At 67.9% G+C, this 18213-nt stretch carries 17 protein-coding genes and 1 tRNA gene; 11 read left to right on the top strand and 7 right to left on the bottom strand.

Going from position 1 to position 18213, the window contains the following annotated elements; all coding sequences use genetic code 11:
• Positions 1-79: 79 nt before the first annotated feature.
• The 3 genes from ASF54_RS12745 to ASF54_RS12735 are packed head-to-tail and all read left to right on the top strand — an operon-like array spanning position 80 to position 3056.
• Positions 80-1135 (top strand): peptidoglycan-binding protein, encoded by a 1056-nt coding sequence (locus tag ASF54_RS12745; RefSeq protein ID WP_084816250.1) that lies wholly within the window; start codon positions 80-82, stop codon positions 1133-1135.
• Positions 1132-1848: an ABC transporter ATP-binding protein gene (locus ASF54_RS12740; RefSeq protein ID WP_055963541.1), complete on the top strand. Its 717-nt coding sequence runs from the start codon at positions 1132-1134 to the stop codon at positions 1846-1848. Before ASF54_RS12745 ends, ASF54_RS12740 begins: the two co-directional genes overlap by 4 nt.
• The gene (locus tag ASF54_RS12735; RefSeq protein WP_235481064.1) at positions 1845-3056 is read left to right on the top strand and encodes an ABC transporter permease; all 1212 of its coding nucleotides are present in this window, start codon (positions 1845-1847) and stop codon (positions 3054-3056) included. Before ASF54_RS12740 ends, ASF54_RS12735 begins: the two co-directional genes overlap by 4 nt.
• Positions 3057-3064: 8 nt before the next feature.
• Here the strand turns inward: ASF54_RS12735 and mscL are convergent, their stop codons facing one another.
• The 3 genes from mscL to ASF54_RS12720 form a co-directional block, all read right to left on the bottom strand.
• Positions 3065-3571, bottom strand: coding sequence for a large conductance mechanosensitive channel protein MscL (gene mscL / locus ASF54_RS12730; protein WP_055963538.1), 507 nt, complete (start codon positions 3569-3571; stop codon positions 3065-3067).
• Positions 3572-3640: 69 nt separating this feature from the next.
• Complete coding sequence (locus tag ASF54_RS12725; RefSeq protein WP_055963535.1) at positions 3641-4009, bottom strand: FmdB family zinc ribbon protein; 369 nt, start codon at positions 4007-4009, stop codon at positions 3641-3643.
• 42 nt (positions 4010-4051) lie between these two features.
• The gene (locus ASF54_RS12720; RefSeq protein WP_055963533.1) at positions 4052-4633 is read right to left on the bottom strand and encodes a 5-formyltetrahydrofolate cyclo-ligase; all 582 of its coding nucleotides are present in this window, start codon (positions 4631-4633) and stop codon (positions 4052-4054) included.
• 86 nt (positions 4634-4719) lie between these two features.
• Between ASF54_RS12720 and galU the strand changes: the two genes are divergently transcribed.
• From galU to ASF54_RS12690, 6 genes are all read left to right on the top strand, one after another.
• Positions 4720-5619, top strand: a complete 900-nt coding sequence (galU, locus tag ASF54_RS12715) for a UTP--glucose-1-phosphate uridylyltransferase GalU (protein WP_055963530.1) — start codon at positions 4720-4722, stop codon at positions 5617-5619.
• 81 nt (positions 5620-5700) lie between these two features.
• Positions 5701-6342 carry a GNAT family N-acetyltransferase gene (locus tag ASF54_RS12710; RefSeq protein WP_055963528.1) on the top strand — a complete coding sequence of 214 codons (642 nt, stop codon included), beginning with the start codon at positions 5701-5703 and terminating at the stop codon, positions 6340-6342.
• Between the two features lie 72 nt (positions 6343-6414).
• Positions 6415-7584, top strand: coding sequence for a hypothetical protein (locus ASF54_RS12705; protein WP_157510175.1), 1170 nt, complete (start codon positions 6415-6417; stop codon positions 7582-7584).
• Positions 7585-7794: 210 nt separating this feature from the next.
• A tRNA-Ala gene (locus ASF54_RS12700) sits at positions 7795-7867 on the top strand.
• 107 nt (positions 7868-7974) lie between these two features.
• Complete coding sequence (locus ASF54_RS12695) at positions 7975-8253, top strand: hypothetical protein (protein WP_055963523.1); 279 nt, start codon at positions 7975-7977, stop codon at positions 8251-8253.
• A gap of 103 nt (positions 8254-8356) precedes the next feature.
• Entirely contained in the window at positions 8357-9922 is a 1566-nt protein-coding gene (locus tag ASF54_RS12690) for a DUF7059 domain-containing protein (RefSeq protein ID WP_157510174.1), read from the top strand.
• A gap of 86 nt (positions 9923-10008) precedes the next feature.
• Here the strand turns inward: ASF54_RS12690 and ASF54_RS12685 are convergent, their stop codons facing one another.
• Positions 10009-10899 carry an NAD-dependent epimerase/dehydratase family protein gene (locus ASF54_RS12685; RefSeq protein ID WP_055963518.1) on the bottom strand — a complete coding sequence of 297 codons (891 nt, stop codon included), beginning with the start codon at positions 10897-10899 and terminating at the stop codon, positions 10009-10011.
• Between the two features lie 157 nt (positions 10900-11056).
• Between ASF54_RS12685 and ASF54_RS12680 the strand changes: the two genes are divergently transcribed.
• Both ASF54_RS12680 and ASF54_RS12675 read left to right on the top strand, forming a co-directional pair.
• Positions 11057-11551, top strand: coding sequence for a hypothetical protein (locus ASF54_RS12680; protein WP_055963515.1), 495 nt, complete (start codon positions 11057-11059; stop codon positions 11549-11551).
• A gap of 568 nt (positions 11552-12119) precedes the next feature.
• Positions 12120-14693, top strand: a complete 2574-nt coding sequence (locus ASF54_RS12675) for a DEAD/DEAH box helicase (RefSeq protein ID WP_084816249.1) — start codon at positions 12120-12122, stop codon at positions 14691-14693.
• 92 nt (positions 14694-14785) lie between these two features.
• On the opposite strand, the gene ASF54_RS12670 is transcribed toward ASF54_RS12675, so the two are convergent.
• The 3 genes from ASF54_RS12670 to ASF54_RS12660 form a co-directional block, all read right to left on the bottom strand.
• Positions 14786-15313 (bottom strand): ribonuclease H family protein, encoded by a 528-nt coding sequence (locus ASF54_RS12670; protein ID WP_055963512.1) that lies wholly within the window; start codon positions 15311-15313, stop codon positions 14786-14788.
• A gap of 311 nt (positions 15314-15624) precedes the next feature.
• A complete protein-coding gene (locus ASF54_RS12665) occupies positions 15625-16455 on the bottom strand; it encodes an aldo/keto reductase (RefSeq protein ID WP_055963509.1) in 831 nt (276 codons plus the stop codon).
• A 162-nt stretch (positions 16456-16617) separates the two neighbouring features.
• Entirely contained in the window at positions 16618-17829 is a 1212-nt protein-coding gene (locus ASF54_RS12660; protein ID WP_055963506.1) for an MFS transporter, read from the bottom strand.
• Positions 17830-18213: the final 384 nt, after the last annotated feature.

Below are 18213 nucleotides of genomic sequence, written 5' to 3'. Positions count from 1 at the left end.
TCCTTGTCGAAAGAACAGACACCGACGCCGGTCTCGCGATTTCTCAGACCCGCGGCCACAAACAGACAGGACCACAGATATGAACCGCCGACGAAACCTGGTGGTGACGGCGTGCATCGCCGGAGCCGCCGTCCTCGGCACAGGAGGAGTCCTCCTCGCCCAGGGCGTCGACCACCCCGCCGACGCCGACGCTCTCAGCCGCTCGATCATGACAGACTCCGCCACCGTCGAGCGCGGTGACCTCAGCGGAACGAGCACCAAGCAGGGCAAGCTCCACGGAACGCCGGGAGCGACCGTGCCGGGCGGGCCCGAGGGAACCCTGACGAGCATTCCGAGCGTGGGCGACGTCATCAAGCCCCGCGATGTCCTCTACCGCGTCGACAACACACCCGTCGTCTACTGCAGCGGTGTCTTGCCGCAGTGGCGCCCCTTCGAGCAGGGAATGGACGACGGCCCTGACGTCCAGCAGCTCGAAGAGAACCTCTTCGCCTGGGGCTATCTCGACGAGGTGGCCACCCGCCATTTTGACTGGCACACCCGTGTCGCCATCGAGAAGTGGCAGAAAGACACCGGGCAGAAGGTCACGGGCACCATCGAGCAGGGGCGCATCTGGTTCGGGCTGGGTGACCAGGTCGTCTCCGATCGCAAGCTGTCCGTCGGCAACACCGTGAGCCCGGGCGCCCCGGTGTACGACACCCAAGGCACGACGAAGGTCGTCACCGTCGATCTGCCCGTGGGGTCGCCGCTTCTGCGAATCGGCGGCAAGGTCGCCGTTGTATTGCCGACGGGGCCACGGGTGGCCGGCAAGGTCGAAGCCCTCGGAGACCCCGTCACCGACGAGGAAGGCGCGACGACCACCCCCGTGACCATCGGATCCTTGGATTCGTCGAAGATCGGCGATCTCGACCGAGTCGACGTCACGGTCGATTTCGTCTCGGAGACCCGCAAAGACGTGCTGTCCGTTCCGGTGACGGCCCTCGGCGCCGCGAGTGACGGAGGATTCGTCGTCGAGGTCATCGGCACCGCCGGAGCCACCAAGTCGGTTCCCGTCACCGTCGGCCTGTTCGCCGGCGATCGGGTCGAAGTCACGGGCGGCGCGCTGAAAGCCGGCGACAAGGTCGTGGTGCCGGCATGAGCGCGGTCATCGAGCTCCGCGGAGTCAGCCGCGAGTACGGCAAACCACCCACCCGAGCCCTCGACGACGTCTCTCTCACGGTCGAGCGCGGCGAGATGCTCGCGGTCGTCGGCCCGTCCGGCTCCGGCAAGTCGACCCTCCTGAACGTGCTGGGCACCCTCGACCGCCCGACGGCCGGCACGGTGCTCATCGACGGTATCGACGTGGCCGCGCAGACCGACGCGCAGCTCGCGGGCCTCCGCGCCCACCGGATCGGCTTCGTGTTCCAGCAGTTTCACCTCAGCGAGGGCGTGACGTCGACCGACAACGTGGCGAACGGGCTCCTGTACTCGGGCGTCCCGCTTCGAGAGCGCAGGATCCGAGCGGTCGAGGCGCTCCACCAGGTCGGCCTCGGTCACCGCCTCGGCCATCGACCGAACCAGATGTCGGGAGGCGAACGCCAGCGCGTGGCCATCGCCCGTGCCGTGGTCCACCGTCCTCCGCTGCTGCTGGCCGACGAACCCACCGGCAACCTCGATTCGAAGTCGGGGGCCGGCATCGTCGATCTCCTGCACGAACTGCACGGCGAAGGCACCTCGATCATCGTCATCACTCACGACAATGCGCTCGCCGAAAAGCTGCCCCGCCGGATCATGATCCGCGACGGTCGACTCACCGCCGACAGCTCGTCGACCTCCGAGCGGGTCGTCGTCACCGCCGGAGCGACACCGTGAGCGTCTCGGCCGTCCGCGAGACGCCGATGCACTCGCGCCTCCTCGCGTCCGATGTCTACCGCCTCGGCTTCTCCGGCCTCATCGCCCGGCCCACCCGCGCGATCCTCTCCGCTCTCGGCATCGCCATCGGCATCGCGGCCATGATCGCGGTCGTCGGCATCTCGTCGTCGAGTCAGGCACAGCTGAGCGCCACCCTCGACCGCCTGGGCACCAACCTGATGACCGTCGCGCCCGGAACCTCCGTCTTCGGCGAGGAGCAGCCCCTGCCGTTCGGCGTCGGCGGACTCGTGCAACGCGTCGACGGCGTCGAATCCGTCGGCACGACCGGTCTCCTCGTCGACCTCCACGCCTACCGGAGCGCAGCCACGCTGAAGACCGACACGAACGGGCTCGGCGTCATGACGGCATCGTCCGATCTGCTCCGGGTGATCGGCGGGCACATCGCTGCCGGCTCGTGGCTCACCGATGGCACCAGCCGGTATCCGGTGGTGGTGCTCGGCGCGAAGTCGGCCGAGAAGCTCGGAGTGGCCAGGCCGGGCGAGCAAATCCTGCTCGGCGACGACGTCTACACCGTCGGGGGAATCCTCGAGTGCGGCGAGCTCGCCCCCGAGATCGACACCTCGGTGCTTCTCGGAGAACGGCAGGGCACATCGGCGAACGCAGGAGAGCGGGTGCATCCGACCTCGGTCTACATCCGGGCCGACGAGGAGCGCATCGACAGCGTGCGGCAGTTGATTCCTGGCACGGTCGCGCCCCAGTCTCCCTCCGACGTCACCGTGGGTCGTCCCTCCGACGCGTTGGCGGCGAAACAGGCCTCCGATCAGGCCTTCACCGGCCTGCTGGTCGGCCTCGGGTCGGTGGCGCTCTTGGTCGGCGGCATCGGCGTCGCCAACACGATGGTCATCTCGGTGCTGGAACGCCGCCGCGAGATCGGCCTCCGCCGTTCGCTCGGGGCGGCACGACCACACATCCGGCGGCAGTTCCTCGCCGAGGCACTCTTCCTGTCGCTTCTCGGCGGCGTGGCGGGCACCGTGATCGGGGCGGCTGTCACGGCCGCCTTCGCCGTGGGCAACGGCTGGCCGATTTCAATTCCGCCAGTGGTGTTGGCCGGCGGTCTGGGCGCGACGCTCGTGATCGGAGCCCTTGCCGGGCTGTATCCCGCCATGCGCGCCGCGCGAATCCCACCCACCGAGGCGCTGCAGAGCTGAACGGCCGCTTAGGCCGAGGGCATCCCGGGGACGCCCGTGGTGCCGGTGGCCGTCGGGGGAGCGACGGGGGCCGCGTGCGACCCGTGCGTGTCGCCGAGTGAGGTGTTCTGCGCGCGTAGCAGGTCGCGGATCTCGCTGAGGATCTCGACGTCGGTCGGCGGCACCTCCTGCGGCTTGCCCTCGTCCGCCTTCTGCTTGGCGAACGAGCGCTTGAGCAGGGAGTTGACGGGAAGTACGAGGCAGAAGTACACGACCGCGGCGATGATGATGAAGTTGATTGCGGAGCCGATTACTGCACCGAAGAGAAGCGTTGCGGGCTTGCCGCCGCCCACGGTGGGAATATCGACCTTCAGTGCCTCGTCGAGCATCGACGCGTTGAAGAGAGCCCCGATGAGCGGGTTGAAGATGTTGGTCACGAGCGAGGTGACGATCGCCGTGAACGCGGCACCGATCACGACCGCGACGGCCAGATCGATGACGTTGCCGCGCAGGATGAATTCTTTGAAGCCCTTCACGGGTGCTCCTCGAGGTAGACGGAAAAGACGTGAATCTCCGTCGACTCAACCAGACCGAGCGTATCGGCGTTACTTCGAGGGCGACGAACCGCCACCGGAGGAGCCCGAGCTCGAGGAGCCCGACCCGGAGCCCGAACCGGAGGAGGCGGGCTTGGACGGCGCTGCCGCGGTGCCGGACGCCGTGCCGGACGAGGATCCGTCGGATCCTGCGCTCTTGCTCGGCGTCTTGGGCGAACCCGACCCCGATCCCTCGGACGGCTTGGCGCGCGAGTCGGTGCGGTAGAAGCCCGACCCGTTGAAGGTCACGCCGACGGCCGAGAAGATCTTGCGGAGCTTGCCCGAGCAGACGGGGCACACCGTGAGCGAGTCGTCAGAGAAAGACTGCTGGATGTCGAACGCGTTGCCGCACTCGGTGCAGCGGTAGCTGTAGGTGGGCACAGGACCTCGGAGCCTCGGGGGAAAGAGAAGGGTGGAGCGGAATCAGAACCGGACGATGCCGGAAGGGGTGACGACGCCGTCGACGGGCTGGTCGTGCCTCTCGCTCGGCACAGACTCGACGTACTCGGAGTCGAACACCACAGCATAAACCGGCGGGCGCTTCTCCATCGATCCGAGCGTCTTGTCGAAGTAGCCCTTGCCCCAGCCCATGCGCATGCCGGTGTGGTCGATCTGCGCCGCCGGAACGATGATCAGGTCGACGTCGTTGATCGCCATCGGGCTCAGCACCTCGCCGATCGGCTCGGGCAGGCCGAAGAGACCCTCGGTCTCGGATTCGAAGTCGGTCGAGACCGCCCAGTCGAGCAGCCCGTCTTCGCGGGTGATCGGGTAGAGCACCCGGATGCCGCGGTCGTGGGCCCAGTTGAGGAATGGGCGCGTGTTGGGCTCGAACGAGGCCGAGAGATACGCCGACATCGAGGTGATCCCGAGTTCGGTGGCGAGGCCGATGAGGTGCTCGGTCAGCGCCTCGGTCGACGAGTCGGCCTCCGTGTCGGTCATCATGCGGCGCCGGGAGCGCAGTTCTTTTCGGAGGGCTCGTTTGGCATCGGACACCAGATCGGTCATGCCCGCAATCGTAACCGCCCGGTCGAAGACGACCGGAGACCAAACTTAACCGCTCCGTAACGCAGGAAATAGATACGCTGAGCGGCATGGGTTTCACGATTTCTAAAGCCGTCATTCCAGCAGCAGGGTTGGGCACACGCTTTCTTCCCGCAACCAAAGCCATGCCAAAGGAGATGCTCCCCGTCGTCGACAAGCCGGCGATCCAGTACGTCGTCGAGGAGGCCGTCTCGGCCGGCCTCACCGATGTGCTCATGATCACCGGTCGTAACAAGAACGCGCTCGAGAACCACTTCGACCACGTGTCAGAGCTCGAAGAGACGCTTCGCAAGAAGGGCGACCACGAGAAACTCGCGAAGGTCAACCAGTCGACCGACCTCGCCGACATGCACTACGTGCGCCAGGGCGACCCGCTCGGCCTCGGTCACGCCGTCCTTCGCGCCTCCATGCACGTGGGCCGCGAACCGTTCGCCGTCCTGCTCGGTGACGACATCATCGATGCGCGCGACCCGCTGCTCAGCCGCATGATCGAGGTCCAGGGTCAGAAGAACGCCAGCGTCGTTGCCCTCCTCGAGGTGCCCGAGTCGATGACCCACCTCTACGGTGTCGCCACGGTCGAGAAGACCGACGAAGACGACGTCGTGAAGATCACCGGTCTCGTCGAGAAGCCCCCGCAGGGCGAAGCCCCCTCCAACCTCGCGATCATCGGGCGCTACGTGCTGCGCCCCGAGGTCTTCGACGTGCTCGAGAAGCAGGCGCCCGGCAAGGGCGGCGAGATCCAGCTCACCGATGCTCTCGAGAAGATGGCTGCCGCCGAAGAGTGGACCGGCGGCGTCTACGGCGTCGTGTTCCGCGGGCGCCGATACGACACCGGTGACAAACTCGACTACATCAAGGCCATCGTGCAGCTTGCGAGCGACCGTGACGACCTCGGCGACGACCTCAAATCGTGGCTGATCGATTTCACGGCAGGCCTCGAAAAGGCCTGACCCGGGCCTGACGACAACCCGGACACCACGTGGGTGCGGCCCTGACAGGGGCCGCACCTCCCGAGAACCATTGGCAACCAAGTGACGACCATCCCCACGCTGGTGTCGGGGCGCATCGGAATCCGACCCCTGCGGTTGCGGGACGCACGCGACCTCGACAGGGCGCTGGCGGAGAACCGCTCCTGGCTCAGGCAGTGGGAGGCCACGAACCCGCACGGCTTCACGACGATCGACGTGCGGTCGAGCATCCGTTCGTTGCAGACCAATGCGCGCGCGGGCCTCGGTCTGCCGTTCGCCATCGAGCTCGACGGGCGCTTCGTCGGTCAGCTCAACGTGTCGGGGATCACCTACGGCTCGCTCGCCTCCGCGACGATCGGCTACTGGGTCACCCAGTCGGCCGCCGGCCACAACGCCACGCCCACGGCCGTCGCGCTGGCCACCGACTACTGCTTCCAGCGCCTCGGCCTGCACCGGATGGAGATCTGCATCCGACCCGAGAACGGCCCCAGCCTCCGCGTGGTCGAGAAGCTCGGTTTCCGCTACGAGGGCCTGCGTCGCCGCTACATCCACATCAACGGCGAGTGGCGCGACCACTTCTGCTTCGGGTTGGTCGCCGAAGAGGTTTCCGAGGGGGTCCTGCGCCGCTGGCACGAGGGCCGGATTCCTCCGGGCCAAGGATCCGTGCCCCCCGACGCTCTCGACGAGGCCGCTCGCAGCTACTAGTTCGGCAGTGGCGGCTCGACACACCCCGCGATCAGCCGCGTTGGCGCGCACCGCCCTCCTACCCTTGCCAGCATGGGAATCGGGTCGTGGGGTGGAGGCATTGTCCTCGGGCTGGTCGCAGTGCTCTGGCTGGTCTACCTGATCCCGTCATGGGCGAAACGTCAGCAGTACCTCGCCACCGAGCGCAACGCGGTGCGCCTGCAGCAGACGTTGCGCATTCTCGCGCAGACCGCCGAGCTGCCCGGGGAGGTCCGCGTGGAAGCCAACGCCAAGTCGGTCGCGACGGCGCAGAAGATCCTTCGCTCCGAGGAGTCGAAGCGCGAGGCCATCCGCCGCGCCCAGGAGGCAGCCCGCCAGCGTGCGGTCACCCGAGAGCTCGCCGCGACCGCTCCTGTTCTCCGCGCCGCCGACGCCGAACCGGCTCTTGCCGCGCGTCGTCTCCGTCGCACCCGCCTCGTGTCGACGCTCGTGCTGGTCGCCTCTCTCATCGCCTTCGTGGCCGGCATCGTCGGCCTTCCGTCGGCGTGGCTCCTCCTCGTCGCCGGCACCATCGCCGGAGCGGGCTCGGTCGTCATGCTCGGGCAGTTGTCGGCGGTGTCGCGCGCCCGTGCACGCCGAGCCCGAGTCGCGCCCGCGGTGACCGCTTCGGCGACTCCCGTGGCGCAGGCGTTCCACGACTTCGCCCCGTCGCAGGCGGCGGACGGGGTCGTGGCCGAAGCGCAGGATCCTGCGGGGTCGCGTTCCGAGACCGCGTCACGACAGTGGACTCCCGTCGCCATGCCCCGTCCCCTGTATCTGCGACGGGGCTCGGCGCGCGCGCTGGCTCGCTCGGCCGCGGTCGCGGGCAGTGCGACGAACGCGGCCGACGCCGCCGCTCTGCAGGAGGCCGCGGCCGCCTCGGCGGAGGCGCTGCGTCAGGAGCAAGCCCTGCGCCAGGAGCAGGAGGCCGCGAGCCAGGACGCCCAGCGCGAAGCTCTGCGCGAGGTGGCGCGGGCGGAAGCGGCGCTGCAGGCGCAGCGGTCGGCGCGGTCGGCTGGGTCCGTGGGGTCGGCTGGCTCGGACGGATCGGCCCGGGATGCGCCGGTTGTTGCGGCCGTTGCCGCGGATCCTGAGCCTGCTGTCGCGCCTGCTGCCGAAGCACCCGCTGCCACGAGCCGTTTCGCGCGCATGGGCTTCTACGACGAGGGCGAGATCGAGCAGCTCAGCCTCGACGACGTTCTGCAGCGTCGTCGCGCGGTCTGACCTTTCGCGCCGACACCGCTTTCCGGTCGCGGCACCGCGTTTCGGTAGCGACGCCGCCCTTCGGCGGTGTCTTAATCGGATTCCGGTGTCGTGGGCGCCTTCGCTGACGATAGGCCGGCCCGCCTCGGTCGAGTCACTGCCGGACTGGATCGCGCCTGCTGACTGTGTCGGTAGCGCCGCCGACGGGGTGATATCGTTGAGGAGCAGTTTGGGGCTATGGCGCAGTTGGTAGCGCGTCTCGTTCGCAATGAGAAGGTCAGGAGTTCGAATCTCCTTAGCTCCACCCTGCAAATGGCTCTTCCTTACGGGAGGGCCATTTGCATGTGCTGGTCTGGTCGCTTCGTTGGCGCTACAGGCGGGGCGGGAGCCATCGACACCTAGGCTGAACGCGTGCCCGAATCGCAGACGCTTCGCATCGAACTCGCCCTCGCCAAGCCGCCGATCGGGTGGTATCCGAAGCCGACCGTCGTGATCGACGGGCGCGGCCAGCCGGCGCAGTGGGGCGTCGGCACCTGGCAGGTCGAGCCGGGCGACACGATCGGCGTGTTCCTCTTCAATCGGCTGTGGCGATTCGGGGTCGCTGAGCTCACGGTCGAGCAGGGCACCAAGACGATCCGCTACCGGGCGCCGCTGCTGCCGTTCCTGCCGGGCCGACTGGCTCGCACTTAGTCGCGAATCGCAGGGTTAGTCGCGAAAAAGCGCGACTAAGCCTGCGATACGCGACTAGGAGAGCCCGCGCCGACCGACGAAGGGAGTGCGGCAGGATGGACCGGTGCGCTCCGACCTGATCTCCCGCCTCCGCTCCGACCTCTCCACCTCCCTCTTCACCGTGTCGCATCTGAGTGGTGCCGGGGCCTGGGGCGCGCAGGGAGGTGCTGCGTTGTTCCGGGGCGAGCGGATCGCGGCGCGACGGGCGCTGGCGTCGAGGATCCCGGAGACGCCTGCAGAACGCGCGTCTGACACCCTGGCGCTCTTGTTCGTGCTCGGCTACCCGCAGCCCGCCGACGCCGTTGCTGCCGCGTTGCCGACGCTCGGACTCGACGGCGCGATCGAACTCGAGCTCGTGGCACGCGACGACAGCGGCATGGTCAGCGCCCTGGTCGACCTGCGCCCCTACTCGTTCACGGATGCCTCCGGCGAAGCACACTGGTGGATCGCCTCCGACCTCGGTGAGCTCGCCCTGCAGGGTGCACTTCGCGAAGACCATGTCTTGGGCATCGGCGGCGCTTCCGCCACTCTGAGCGGCCTCATGATCGCCCGACCGGTCGATCGGGCACTCGACCTCGGCACCGGCTGCGGTATCCAGGCGATGCACGCCGCCCGTCACGCGCGTCACGTCGTGGCGACCGACATCTCGGAGCGCGCCCTCGACTTCGCCCGCTTCAACGCCGAGCTCAACCTGATCGACGGCATCGAGTTCCGTCTCGGCAGCCTGTTCGAGCCGGTCGCCGGCGAGACGTTCGACCACATCGTCTCGAACCCGCCGTTCGTCATCACGCCGCGGGTCGACGGGGTTCCCGCCTACGAGTATCGCGACGGTGGCATGGTCGGCGATGCGCTCGTCGCCACGGTGGTCGAGCAGGCGGGGGAGCACCTCGCGCCGGGCGGCATCGCCCAGCTGCTCGGCAACTGGGAGACGGGGGCTGCGACGAGCGACAAGCGGGGTCCGTTCAGCGTGGGGGACTGGGCCGAGCGCGGTCGTGTTGCGGTGGACGTCTGGGTAGTAGAGCGCGAGGCGCAGGATCCTGCGTCGTATGCCGAGACCTGGATCCGCGATGGCGGCACGAGACCCGGCAGCCCCGAATTCGAGCGGCTCTACGGGGCATGGCTCGATGACTTCGATGCGCGCGGGGTCGTCGAGGTCGGCTTCGGGTACGTCACGCTGAGAAGACCGAAGGATCCCACGGCGCGGCCCGAGACACGGATCGAGAGTCTCCGAGGCTCCCTCGGCCGCTCCGACGTGGGGCTCGGCGCCCATCTCGGTGCGACGCTCGACACCCTGGACCGGCTGCGCACCCTGTCGGACGCCGACCTCGCGCAGACGACATTGCAGGTCGCCGGCGACGTCACGGAGGAGCGGCACTACTGGCCGGGCAACGACGACCCGACGGTGATCACGCTGCGGCAGGGCGGAGGCTTCGGGCGGACCGTCGACGCGGGCACGGCCCTGACGGCGCTCGTCGGGGCCAGCGACGGCGAGCTCAGCGTCGGGGCGATCGTGGGCGCTCTCGCGCAGCTGCTCGAGGCGCCGGAGGCCGACCTGCGGGCCGAGCTGCTGCCGCAGGTGCGTGACCTCGTGGTGGGCGGGATCCTGAGTTTCTCACCCGCTGATCACTGACCCGTTCACACAACCGGGTGATCGTCCACGATCTGCTGATGGCAGATCCCTGACATCAGCAGATCGGGGACAGTCACGCACTCGCGCTACTTGCCGGAGCGATCGCCCCAGCCGCGCCAGGAGTACTCGGGCACGAAGCCGAGCAGGTCGCGGGCCTTGTCGCTCGAGAGCAGCGGCATCGTGCCCTCGACGGCCGAACGACGCTCGACGTCGGGCAGGAACTGATCGGCCAGAACGGCCGTCGGCGTGTTCATGACCGTGTCGGACGCGGCGATGATGAACGCCTCGAATCCGACGAGATCCGACTCGAGCGCCAGACGCACCGCGAGAGCGCCGTCGCGGTGGTCGATGTACGACCACAGGTTGAACGAGCGCGACTCCGGGTCGTCGTCGAACGGGAAGGCCTCGTAGTCGGCGTCGTCCATCACGTTCGAGAAGCGCAGGCCGATGAGCTTGAGCTGGCGATCCCAGCGGGTGAAGTGCCGCGCCATCTCCTCGTCGACGGCCTTGCCCAGCGAGTACGACGACTCGGGGCGCACCGGGTAGTTCTCGTCGACGGGGATGTACGGCGGGTCGATGGCGAACGGGAGACCCAGGAGCGTCTCGCTCGAGGCCCAGACGACGTTGCGGATCTTGGCGGCGCGAGCGGCCGCGAACACGTTGTAGCTCGACGTGACGTTGTTCGTGAAGAGGGCCGCGTTCGGCACCAGCCCCGGCGCCGGGATGGCCCCGAGGTGCACGACGGCGTCGATGTGGTCGTAGCGGTCGTCGATGTGCGTGAGCGCCTCGAGCACCTGCCCGTAGTCGGAGAGGTCGACGCGGGTAAACGAGACGCCCTGCACGGGGTCGGGCGACGGCACGCGATCGAGCAGCACCACCTCGTAGCCGTGCTCGGCGAGATCGCGCACGACCGCACGGCCGAGCTTGCCGGAACCGCCGGTGACAGCGACGCGGACGGGGGTAGGGGCTGACGACATCGTCGATCCTTCTGAGTGGGGGTGGGCGGCAAGAACCGCATCTTTTCGTTCTACAGCATCGCAGACGGGGGAGCCCAGGATCCGGCGGCCCGTTGTGGGGGTCTGACACGCGGCGCGCGACTTGCGCCGCCGGGGCTCCGCGCGCTTCAATCAGCGCATGGGGGAACTCTTCACGCACGCGATGGTCTTCGCCTCGGCCTTCGATCCGGCTCTGACGACCGGCGACGGCTCGGCCGACGATCCGTTCGTCGATGGCTCCGATCCGTTTGGCGGCAGCAGCGACCCGTTGATGCAGTCGGGGCCGGGACAGGCGTTCTCGGCGCTCTTCACAATCATCGTGATCATCATCGTGATCGGAATCGGCCTTGCCATCTATCGGGCTGTCAAGCTCGCCCAGCAGGGCAAGAACCCGCTGACGCTTGACAACGACATCCGCGCGGCGGCCCTGGACACGCTGCAGGCGCAGAAGGTCGGGTCGGGTGCTGCCTCCGCAGATGACGCCTCCGGAGCAACTGCCTCGGCGGATGCTCCGACACCGCCGTCGACGTTGACGCTCGAGGAGCGCCTTCGCGAGGTCGACGGCCTCCGGGCGCGCGGCATCATCACCGAGTCGGAGCACGCGGCCGCTCGGGCGGCGATCCTCGCCAGCTGAGACGGGCCACTCGGCGCCTGGAGGGGGTGGGCACGCCCCGGATCCTTTGGTTGTCGGATCGTCCAGCCACCTTGTGCCCCGAAACGCTGAATTCTGTGCCCCGTGTAGGCATAAGTACCCACACCCGCCCGATCTATCACCCGATGATCACCCGTTGGTCGTATGCGTTGGCATATAGCTTAGGAAAGCTTTCGGCTGGTTACCGAGGCAGCACGTCCATCAACTGGTTCGATCGCGCGGCAGTCACCTGATCCGATTCCGCTCGGTCGCCCGCCAGGGACGTGTCGATGCGCCCCCAGTCCGAGCCTCGCGGCTCGTTGACGGGGGCGCATTCTCGTATTTACTGGCGGCTGCGCCGCGGCGGGCTCGCGCGAGTGGGCGGGTGTTCTTAGGCGTCGGCGGGTGCTGCAGCACCCGCCGACCCTCAACAACACCCGCCCACTTGCGGGGAACACCCGCCCACTCGCGGGGAACACCCGCCCACTTGCGGGGAACACCCGCCCACTCCACAAGCCCGGCCCACGCGATCCGGCACCGTGCAGGGGAGTACGGCAGGATCGTAGACACCATGCCGACTGTCGAGTACCCCCTCAAAGCCCTCCTGTCCGAGTACTACGGGCCGAACGACACGCACGGCGACGGCAGCTACGACGCCGACACGGTCTACACCGACTTCGCCGGCTGGGCCGAGGAGTCGGGCAGGGCGCTCTACCCCGCCCAAGACGAGGCGATGATCGAGCTCGTGTCGGGTGCCAGCGTGATCCTCTCGACACCGACCGGCACCGGCAAGTCGCTGGTGGCTGCCGGTGCCCACTTCACGGCGCTTGCGACAGGCAAACGCAGCTACTACACGGCCCCGATCAAGGCTCTCGTCAGCGAGAAGTTCTTCCAGCTGGTCGAGTTGTTCGGCCCCGAGAACGTCGGCATGGTCACCGGTGACTCGTCGGTCAACTCCGATGCTCCGATCATCTGCTGCACCGCCGAGATCCTGGCGAACCTCGCCCTGCGTCACGGCCCGGCTGCCGAGGTGGGGCAGGTCGTCATGGACGAGTTCCACTTCTACGCCGACCCCTCGCGCGGCTGGGCCTGGCAGGTGCCGTTGCTGCTTCTGCCCGACGTGCAGTTCCTCCTGATGAGCGCGACGCTCGGCAATGTCGAGACGATCAGCGACGACATTGCGCGTCGCACCGGCAAGCCCGTCGCCCTCGTCACCGGCGTCGAGCGTCCCGTTCCGCTCCACTACTTCTATGCGACGACTCCCGTGCACGAGACGGTCGAGGAGCTCCTCAGCACCGGCGAGGCTCCGATCTACGTGGTGCACTTCTCGCAGGCGGCCGCGCTCGAGCGAGCGCAGGCTCTGTCGAGCATCAAGATCGCGACGCGAGAGCAGCGCGACGAGATCGCCGAGCTGATCGCCGGATTCCGCTTCTCGACCGGCTTTGGCAAGACCCTCAATCGGCTGGTGCGCGCGGGCATCGGCGTTCACCACGCCGGCATGCTGCCGAAGTACCGCCGCCTCGTCGAGCAACTGGCTCAGCGCGGTCTGCTGCGCGTCATCTGCGGCACCGACACCCTCGGCGTCGGCATCAACGTGCCGATCCGCACGGTGCTGCTCACTGCGCTGACGAAGTTCGACGGCACGCGCATGCGGCAGCTGAGCGCTCGTGAGTTCCACCAGGTCGCCGGCCGGGCGGGGAGGGCGGGCTACGACACCGCAGGCACGGTCACCCTTCAGGCGCCCGAGCACGAGATCGAGAACCTCGCCCAGATCAAACGGGCCGGTGACGACCTCAAGAAGAAGCGCAAGATCGTGCGCAAGAAGGCCCCCGAGGGGTTCGTCTCGTGGGGCGAGCCTTCGTTCTTCAAACTCGTCGAGGCCGAACCCGAAGCGCTCACGTCGAGCATGCAGATCACCCACGCGATGCTGCTCAACGTGATCGCCCGCGGCGGCGACGTGTTCGGCAACGTCCGGTCGCTGGTGTTCGAGAACCACTCGACGAAGGCGCAGAAATACGCCCTCGCCCGGCAGGCGATCGCGATCTACCGGGCATTGCGAGAGTCCGGCGTGGTCGAGCAGGTGCCCGGGGTCGCGAGTGCCGCGGATCCTTCGCCCCGTCCGACCATTCAGCTCACCGTCGACCTGCAGCCGAACTTCGCGCTCAACCAGCCCCTCTCGCCGTTCGCGCTCGCGACGTTCGAGGTGCTCGATCCGGAGTCGCCGACCTACGCGCTCGACATGGTGTCGGTGGTCGAGTCGACCCTCGACGACCCGCGGCCGATCCTCTCGCAGCAGCAGTTCAAGGCGCGCGGCGAGGCGGTGGCCGAGATGAAACGGGAGGGCATCGAATACGAGGAGCGCATGGAGCGCCTCGAAGAGATCACCTGGCCGAAGCCGCTCGACGAGTTGCTGGGTGCGCTGTTCGAGACCTACAAGGGGTCTCAGCCGTGGATCGGCGACTTCGAGCTGTCACCGAAGGCGGTCGTCCGCGACCTCTACGAGCGGGCGATGACGTTCGGCGACTACGTCAACTTCTACGGGCTCGCGCGCTCGGAGGGCCTCGTGCTGCGCTACCTCTCCGACGCCTACCGCGCCATGCGGCAGACGATTCCCGACGAGGCCAAGACCGACGAACTGCTCGACCTCATCGAGTGGCTCGGTGAGCTGGTGCGGCAGGTCGACTCGTCTCTGCTCGACGAGTGGGAAGAGATGGTCAACCCGACCGAGGTCACGTCGCACGAGGCGATCGTGCCGCCGACCCTCCGCACTCTCACCGCGAACCATCGGGCCTTCACCGTGCTGGTCCGCAACGAGATGTTCCGCCGGGTGCAGCTCGCGGCTCTCGATGACGCGGAGGCTCTCGGCGCACTCGATGCCGCGGCCGGATTCGACGTCGACGCCTGGGGCTCCGCGCTCGACCGGTACTACGACGAGTACGACGCGATCGGCACCGGGCCGAGTGCCCGCAGCGCGGCGATGCTCGTCGTCGAGGAGGGCGCCACCCAGTGGCTGGTGCGACAGATCTTCGAGGATCCCGCGGGCGACCACGACTGGGGCATCTCGGCGACCGTCGACCTCGCCGAATCGAACGAGCAGGGCGAGGCGGTCGTGCGGGTGACCGCTGTGGGTCCGGTCGGCGGGTAGTTCGCGGCCGGGGCGCGTGTCCGCACGACGTAGGGCGGACTAGGCGACCTGCCGCGGCAGCGCGGGGAGCCCGCGAGACGTCGGGCGACGTCTTAGAAGAGCGTGGCCGGGGCCTCAGGATCCGCGGAAGCCGCATCCGACACCGTCGTCACGGGCCGGCCCGGCCACCCGGGGCCGTGCGGCACCTCGCTCCGGCGTTGGAATGCCTCTGCCGCCGTGCGTGCCCGGATGTCGGCCGCCTCGTTCATCGGGTGCCCGATGTGCCCCTTGACCCACTCGAACTTCACGCGGCGACCCTGGAGGGCCTCGTCGAGCTCCTTGATGATCTCGACGTTCATCACCGGCTTCCCGTCGGCCTTGCGCCAGCCCTTGCGCTTCCAGCCCGGCAGCCACTCGGTGCACGCCTTGATCGTGTACTGACTGTCGCAGAGGATGTGCAGGTCGTCGTCTTCGTCGGCGGTCGCACGGAGCAGCTCGAGCACAGCCGTCAGCTCACCCACGTTGTTCGTGTTGCGCGGCCAGCCGCCCGCCGCCCATCGCGAGTCGTCGACGTACCAGGCCCAGCCGGCGGGCCCGGGGTTGCCGAGGGCGGAACCGTCTGCTGCGGCGGTGATCGTCATGGGTGCTCCTTGTGCTCTTTTTCTTCTCCGAGAGCGTCCGCGTGCCGGACCTCGGGCAAGCCTCGGTCGTCGGGCATCACTGCTGCTTTCGGTGTGCTGTGCGCGTGCCCTGCAACGGTACCGGGGCTGACGCTGGGAGCTGCGCCGTCGGATCCTGCGCTCGGTGCCTGGGCCCAGCGTGCTCCTGCAAATTTGAAGGAGAAACGCGCGGCCGGGAACGAAAACATCAGGATCCGGCGGGGTCGCGTGCCCAAATCTCCTTCAAATTTGCAACGGGGGTCGGCGGGCTAACGGGCCGGCGCGTTGCGGAACTAGCCGACCTCGTCCGGGTGCGACCCCACGCGCTCGCCGGCATCGAGCGCGGCGATCGACGCCATCTCGTCGGCCGAGAGCTCGAAGCCGAACACGTCGATGTTCTCGGCGATCCGCGAGGGCGTCACCGACTTCGGGATCACGACGAGCCCCGACTGCAGGTGCCAGCGGATCACGAGCTGGGCGACCGACACTCCGTGGGCGCTCGCCAGCGTGGTGAGGACGGGTTCGTCGAGGATCCTGCCCCGCGCCAGCGGCGACCACGCCTCGGTGACGATGTGGCGGGTGTCGCCGAAGTCGCGGAGTTCGCGCTGCTGCAGCCACGGCTGCACTTCGATCTGGTTGATCACGGGCACGACGCCGGTCTCGCCGAGCAGGCGCTCGAGGTGGTGCACCTGGAAGTTCGAGACGCCGATCGACCGGACCCGCCCCTCCTCACGGAGGCGCTCGAGAGCGCGATAGGTGTCGACGTAGAGGTCTTGGCGGGGTGCCGGCCAGTGGATCAGGTAGAGGTCGAGGACGTCGAGGCCGAGCTTCGTCATGCTGCGGTCGAACGACGAGAGGGTCGAGTCGAAGCCCTGCTGGTCGTTCCACACCTTGGTCGTCACGTAGACGTCGTCGCGCGCGATGCCGGATGAGGCGAGGGCACGGCCGACGCCCGCCTCATTGGCGTAGTACTCGGCGGTGTCGATGTGGCGGTAGCCGGCTTGGAGGGCTGCCTCGACGCTGCGCTCCGCCTCGTCGTCGTCGACCTTGTAGACCCCGAGGCCGAGCTGCGGGATGGTGTTGCCGTCGTTGAGCCGGATCCTGGGGACCGCGTCGAGAGTCATGACTCGATTATCGCCGCGCAGGGTTGCCGCACCGCCAGGGTTCGACGGCGGGCTCGAATTCGAAGGAGAAACGCCTGCCGTGCGACGAAGAATCAAGGATCCGTCGGGGTCGCCACCACAGATCTCCTTCAAATTCGAAGGCGGGCCTGTTTACTGACCGCGTCAGCTCGTCTGGATCGGCACCGGCTCGGTGTCGGCCAGCGGGCTCGCATCGGTGCCGCGCAGATCGGGCAGCCAGCGCTTGAAGACGACGGGCACGAGCACCCCGACGAGTGCGAACGCGGCGGCGACGTAGAGTCCGCCGACCGTCCCCTTCGAGTCGATGAGGGCGCCGGCGATGGCCGAGCCGATCGCAGCGCCGATCAGTTGCCCGGTGCCCGACCAGCCGTAGGCCTCGGCGGTGTCGCTGAAACGCACGCTCGACGAGATGATCGCGAACATCACGGCGAGAGCGGGCGCGATTCCGACACCGGCAATCAGGAGGGTGACGCACAGCCAGACGAACGACGTCGGCATCACGATCGTCAGAATGATGCCGACGAACACGATCAGCATCCGGATCGGCAGCGACCACGGCCCGACGGCGAGGTGGCCGAGGAGGAGACCGCCGACGAGTGACCCGATCGCGAAGATGGCGAGCACGAAGCCGGAGTTGGGGCTGCCGTCGCCGAACGCCGAGATGACTCCGGCTTCGACCGCGGCGCACGTGCCGATCAGGAGGAAGCCGGTCATCGTCGAGAGGAGCACGGTCGGGCGTAGCAGCACCTTGCCGAAGGCACGCTTGCTCTGCGGAATGCGCACGCGGCCCACCTCGGGAGAAGCGATGAACCAGGCTCCACCCCCGATGAGGAACGCCGCGGCCACGAGAATCGCGTAGACGGTGCCGATCTGCGTGCCGACGAACGTGGTGACGACGGGGCCCGCGACCCAGATGATCTCTTGGGCGGAGGCGTCGAGCGAGAAGAGGGGAGTGAGCTGCGTCGAGTTGACCATCTTGGGGTAGATGGTGCGGACGGCGGGCTGGATCGGCGGCACGCTCAGCCCGGCGAAGAAGCCGACGACCATATAGAGGGGAAGAGTCAGCGGAGCGAGTGCGAATACCAGGAGGCTCGTCAGGCAGACCACGAGCGTCAGCAGCAACACGGGTCGCATGCGCCAGATGCCCATCCAGCGACTGGTGAGAGGGCCTGAGATGGCCTGGCCGACGCTCGTCGCGGCGAGGACCACGCCCGCCGCGCCGTAGGAATCGGTCTGGTGCTCGACGTGCAACAGGAACGCCAGCGACAGCATGCCGAACGGGAACCGGGCAGTCAGCTGTGCGGCGATGATCCGTGCGACTCCCGGCGTCTTCAGAAGATTCGAATAGGCGCCCACAAGGGGACAAGTCTACGGATCCGCGTCGACATTCCGCCACGCTCCTCCCCGCCCCAGAACGGCCGAGGATCCGACGCTGGTCGCGTTCCACTGCCGGCCTTGCGTCGCAGGTCGCGACACGCCGTGCCCCGAACTGGGGACGGCGCCCAAGCGCAAATGGTTATCCACAGATCCGAGTGTCGGTGGTGGGGAGGAAGGTGTGGACAACGCCGATTTTCCGGGGATAAGCCGGGGCTTCTGTGGAGAACCCCTGTGGATAATCGTCCTCGGGTAATTACAGCGGTGTAACACATCATCTAGTTGTGCCTCCCGATGTCGGCCCCTAGATGTAGTATCGAAGCACACGAGCAAACACCACTCGGCACCACCCACCGCACTTCTTTT

Origin of the sequence: Frondihabitans sp. Leaf304 (assembly GCF_001423105.1) — a bacterium.
GTDB lineage: Bacteria > Actinomycetota > Actinomycetes > Actinomycetales > Microbacteriaceae > Frondihabitans.
Note: the sequence above shows the minus strand (reverse complement) of the source record. Positions and strands in the feature narration are given on the sequence as shown.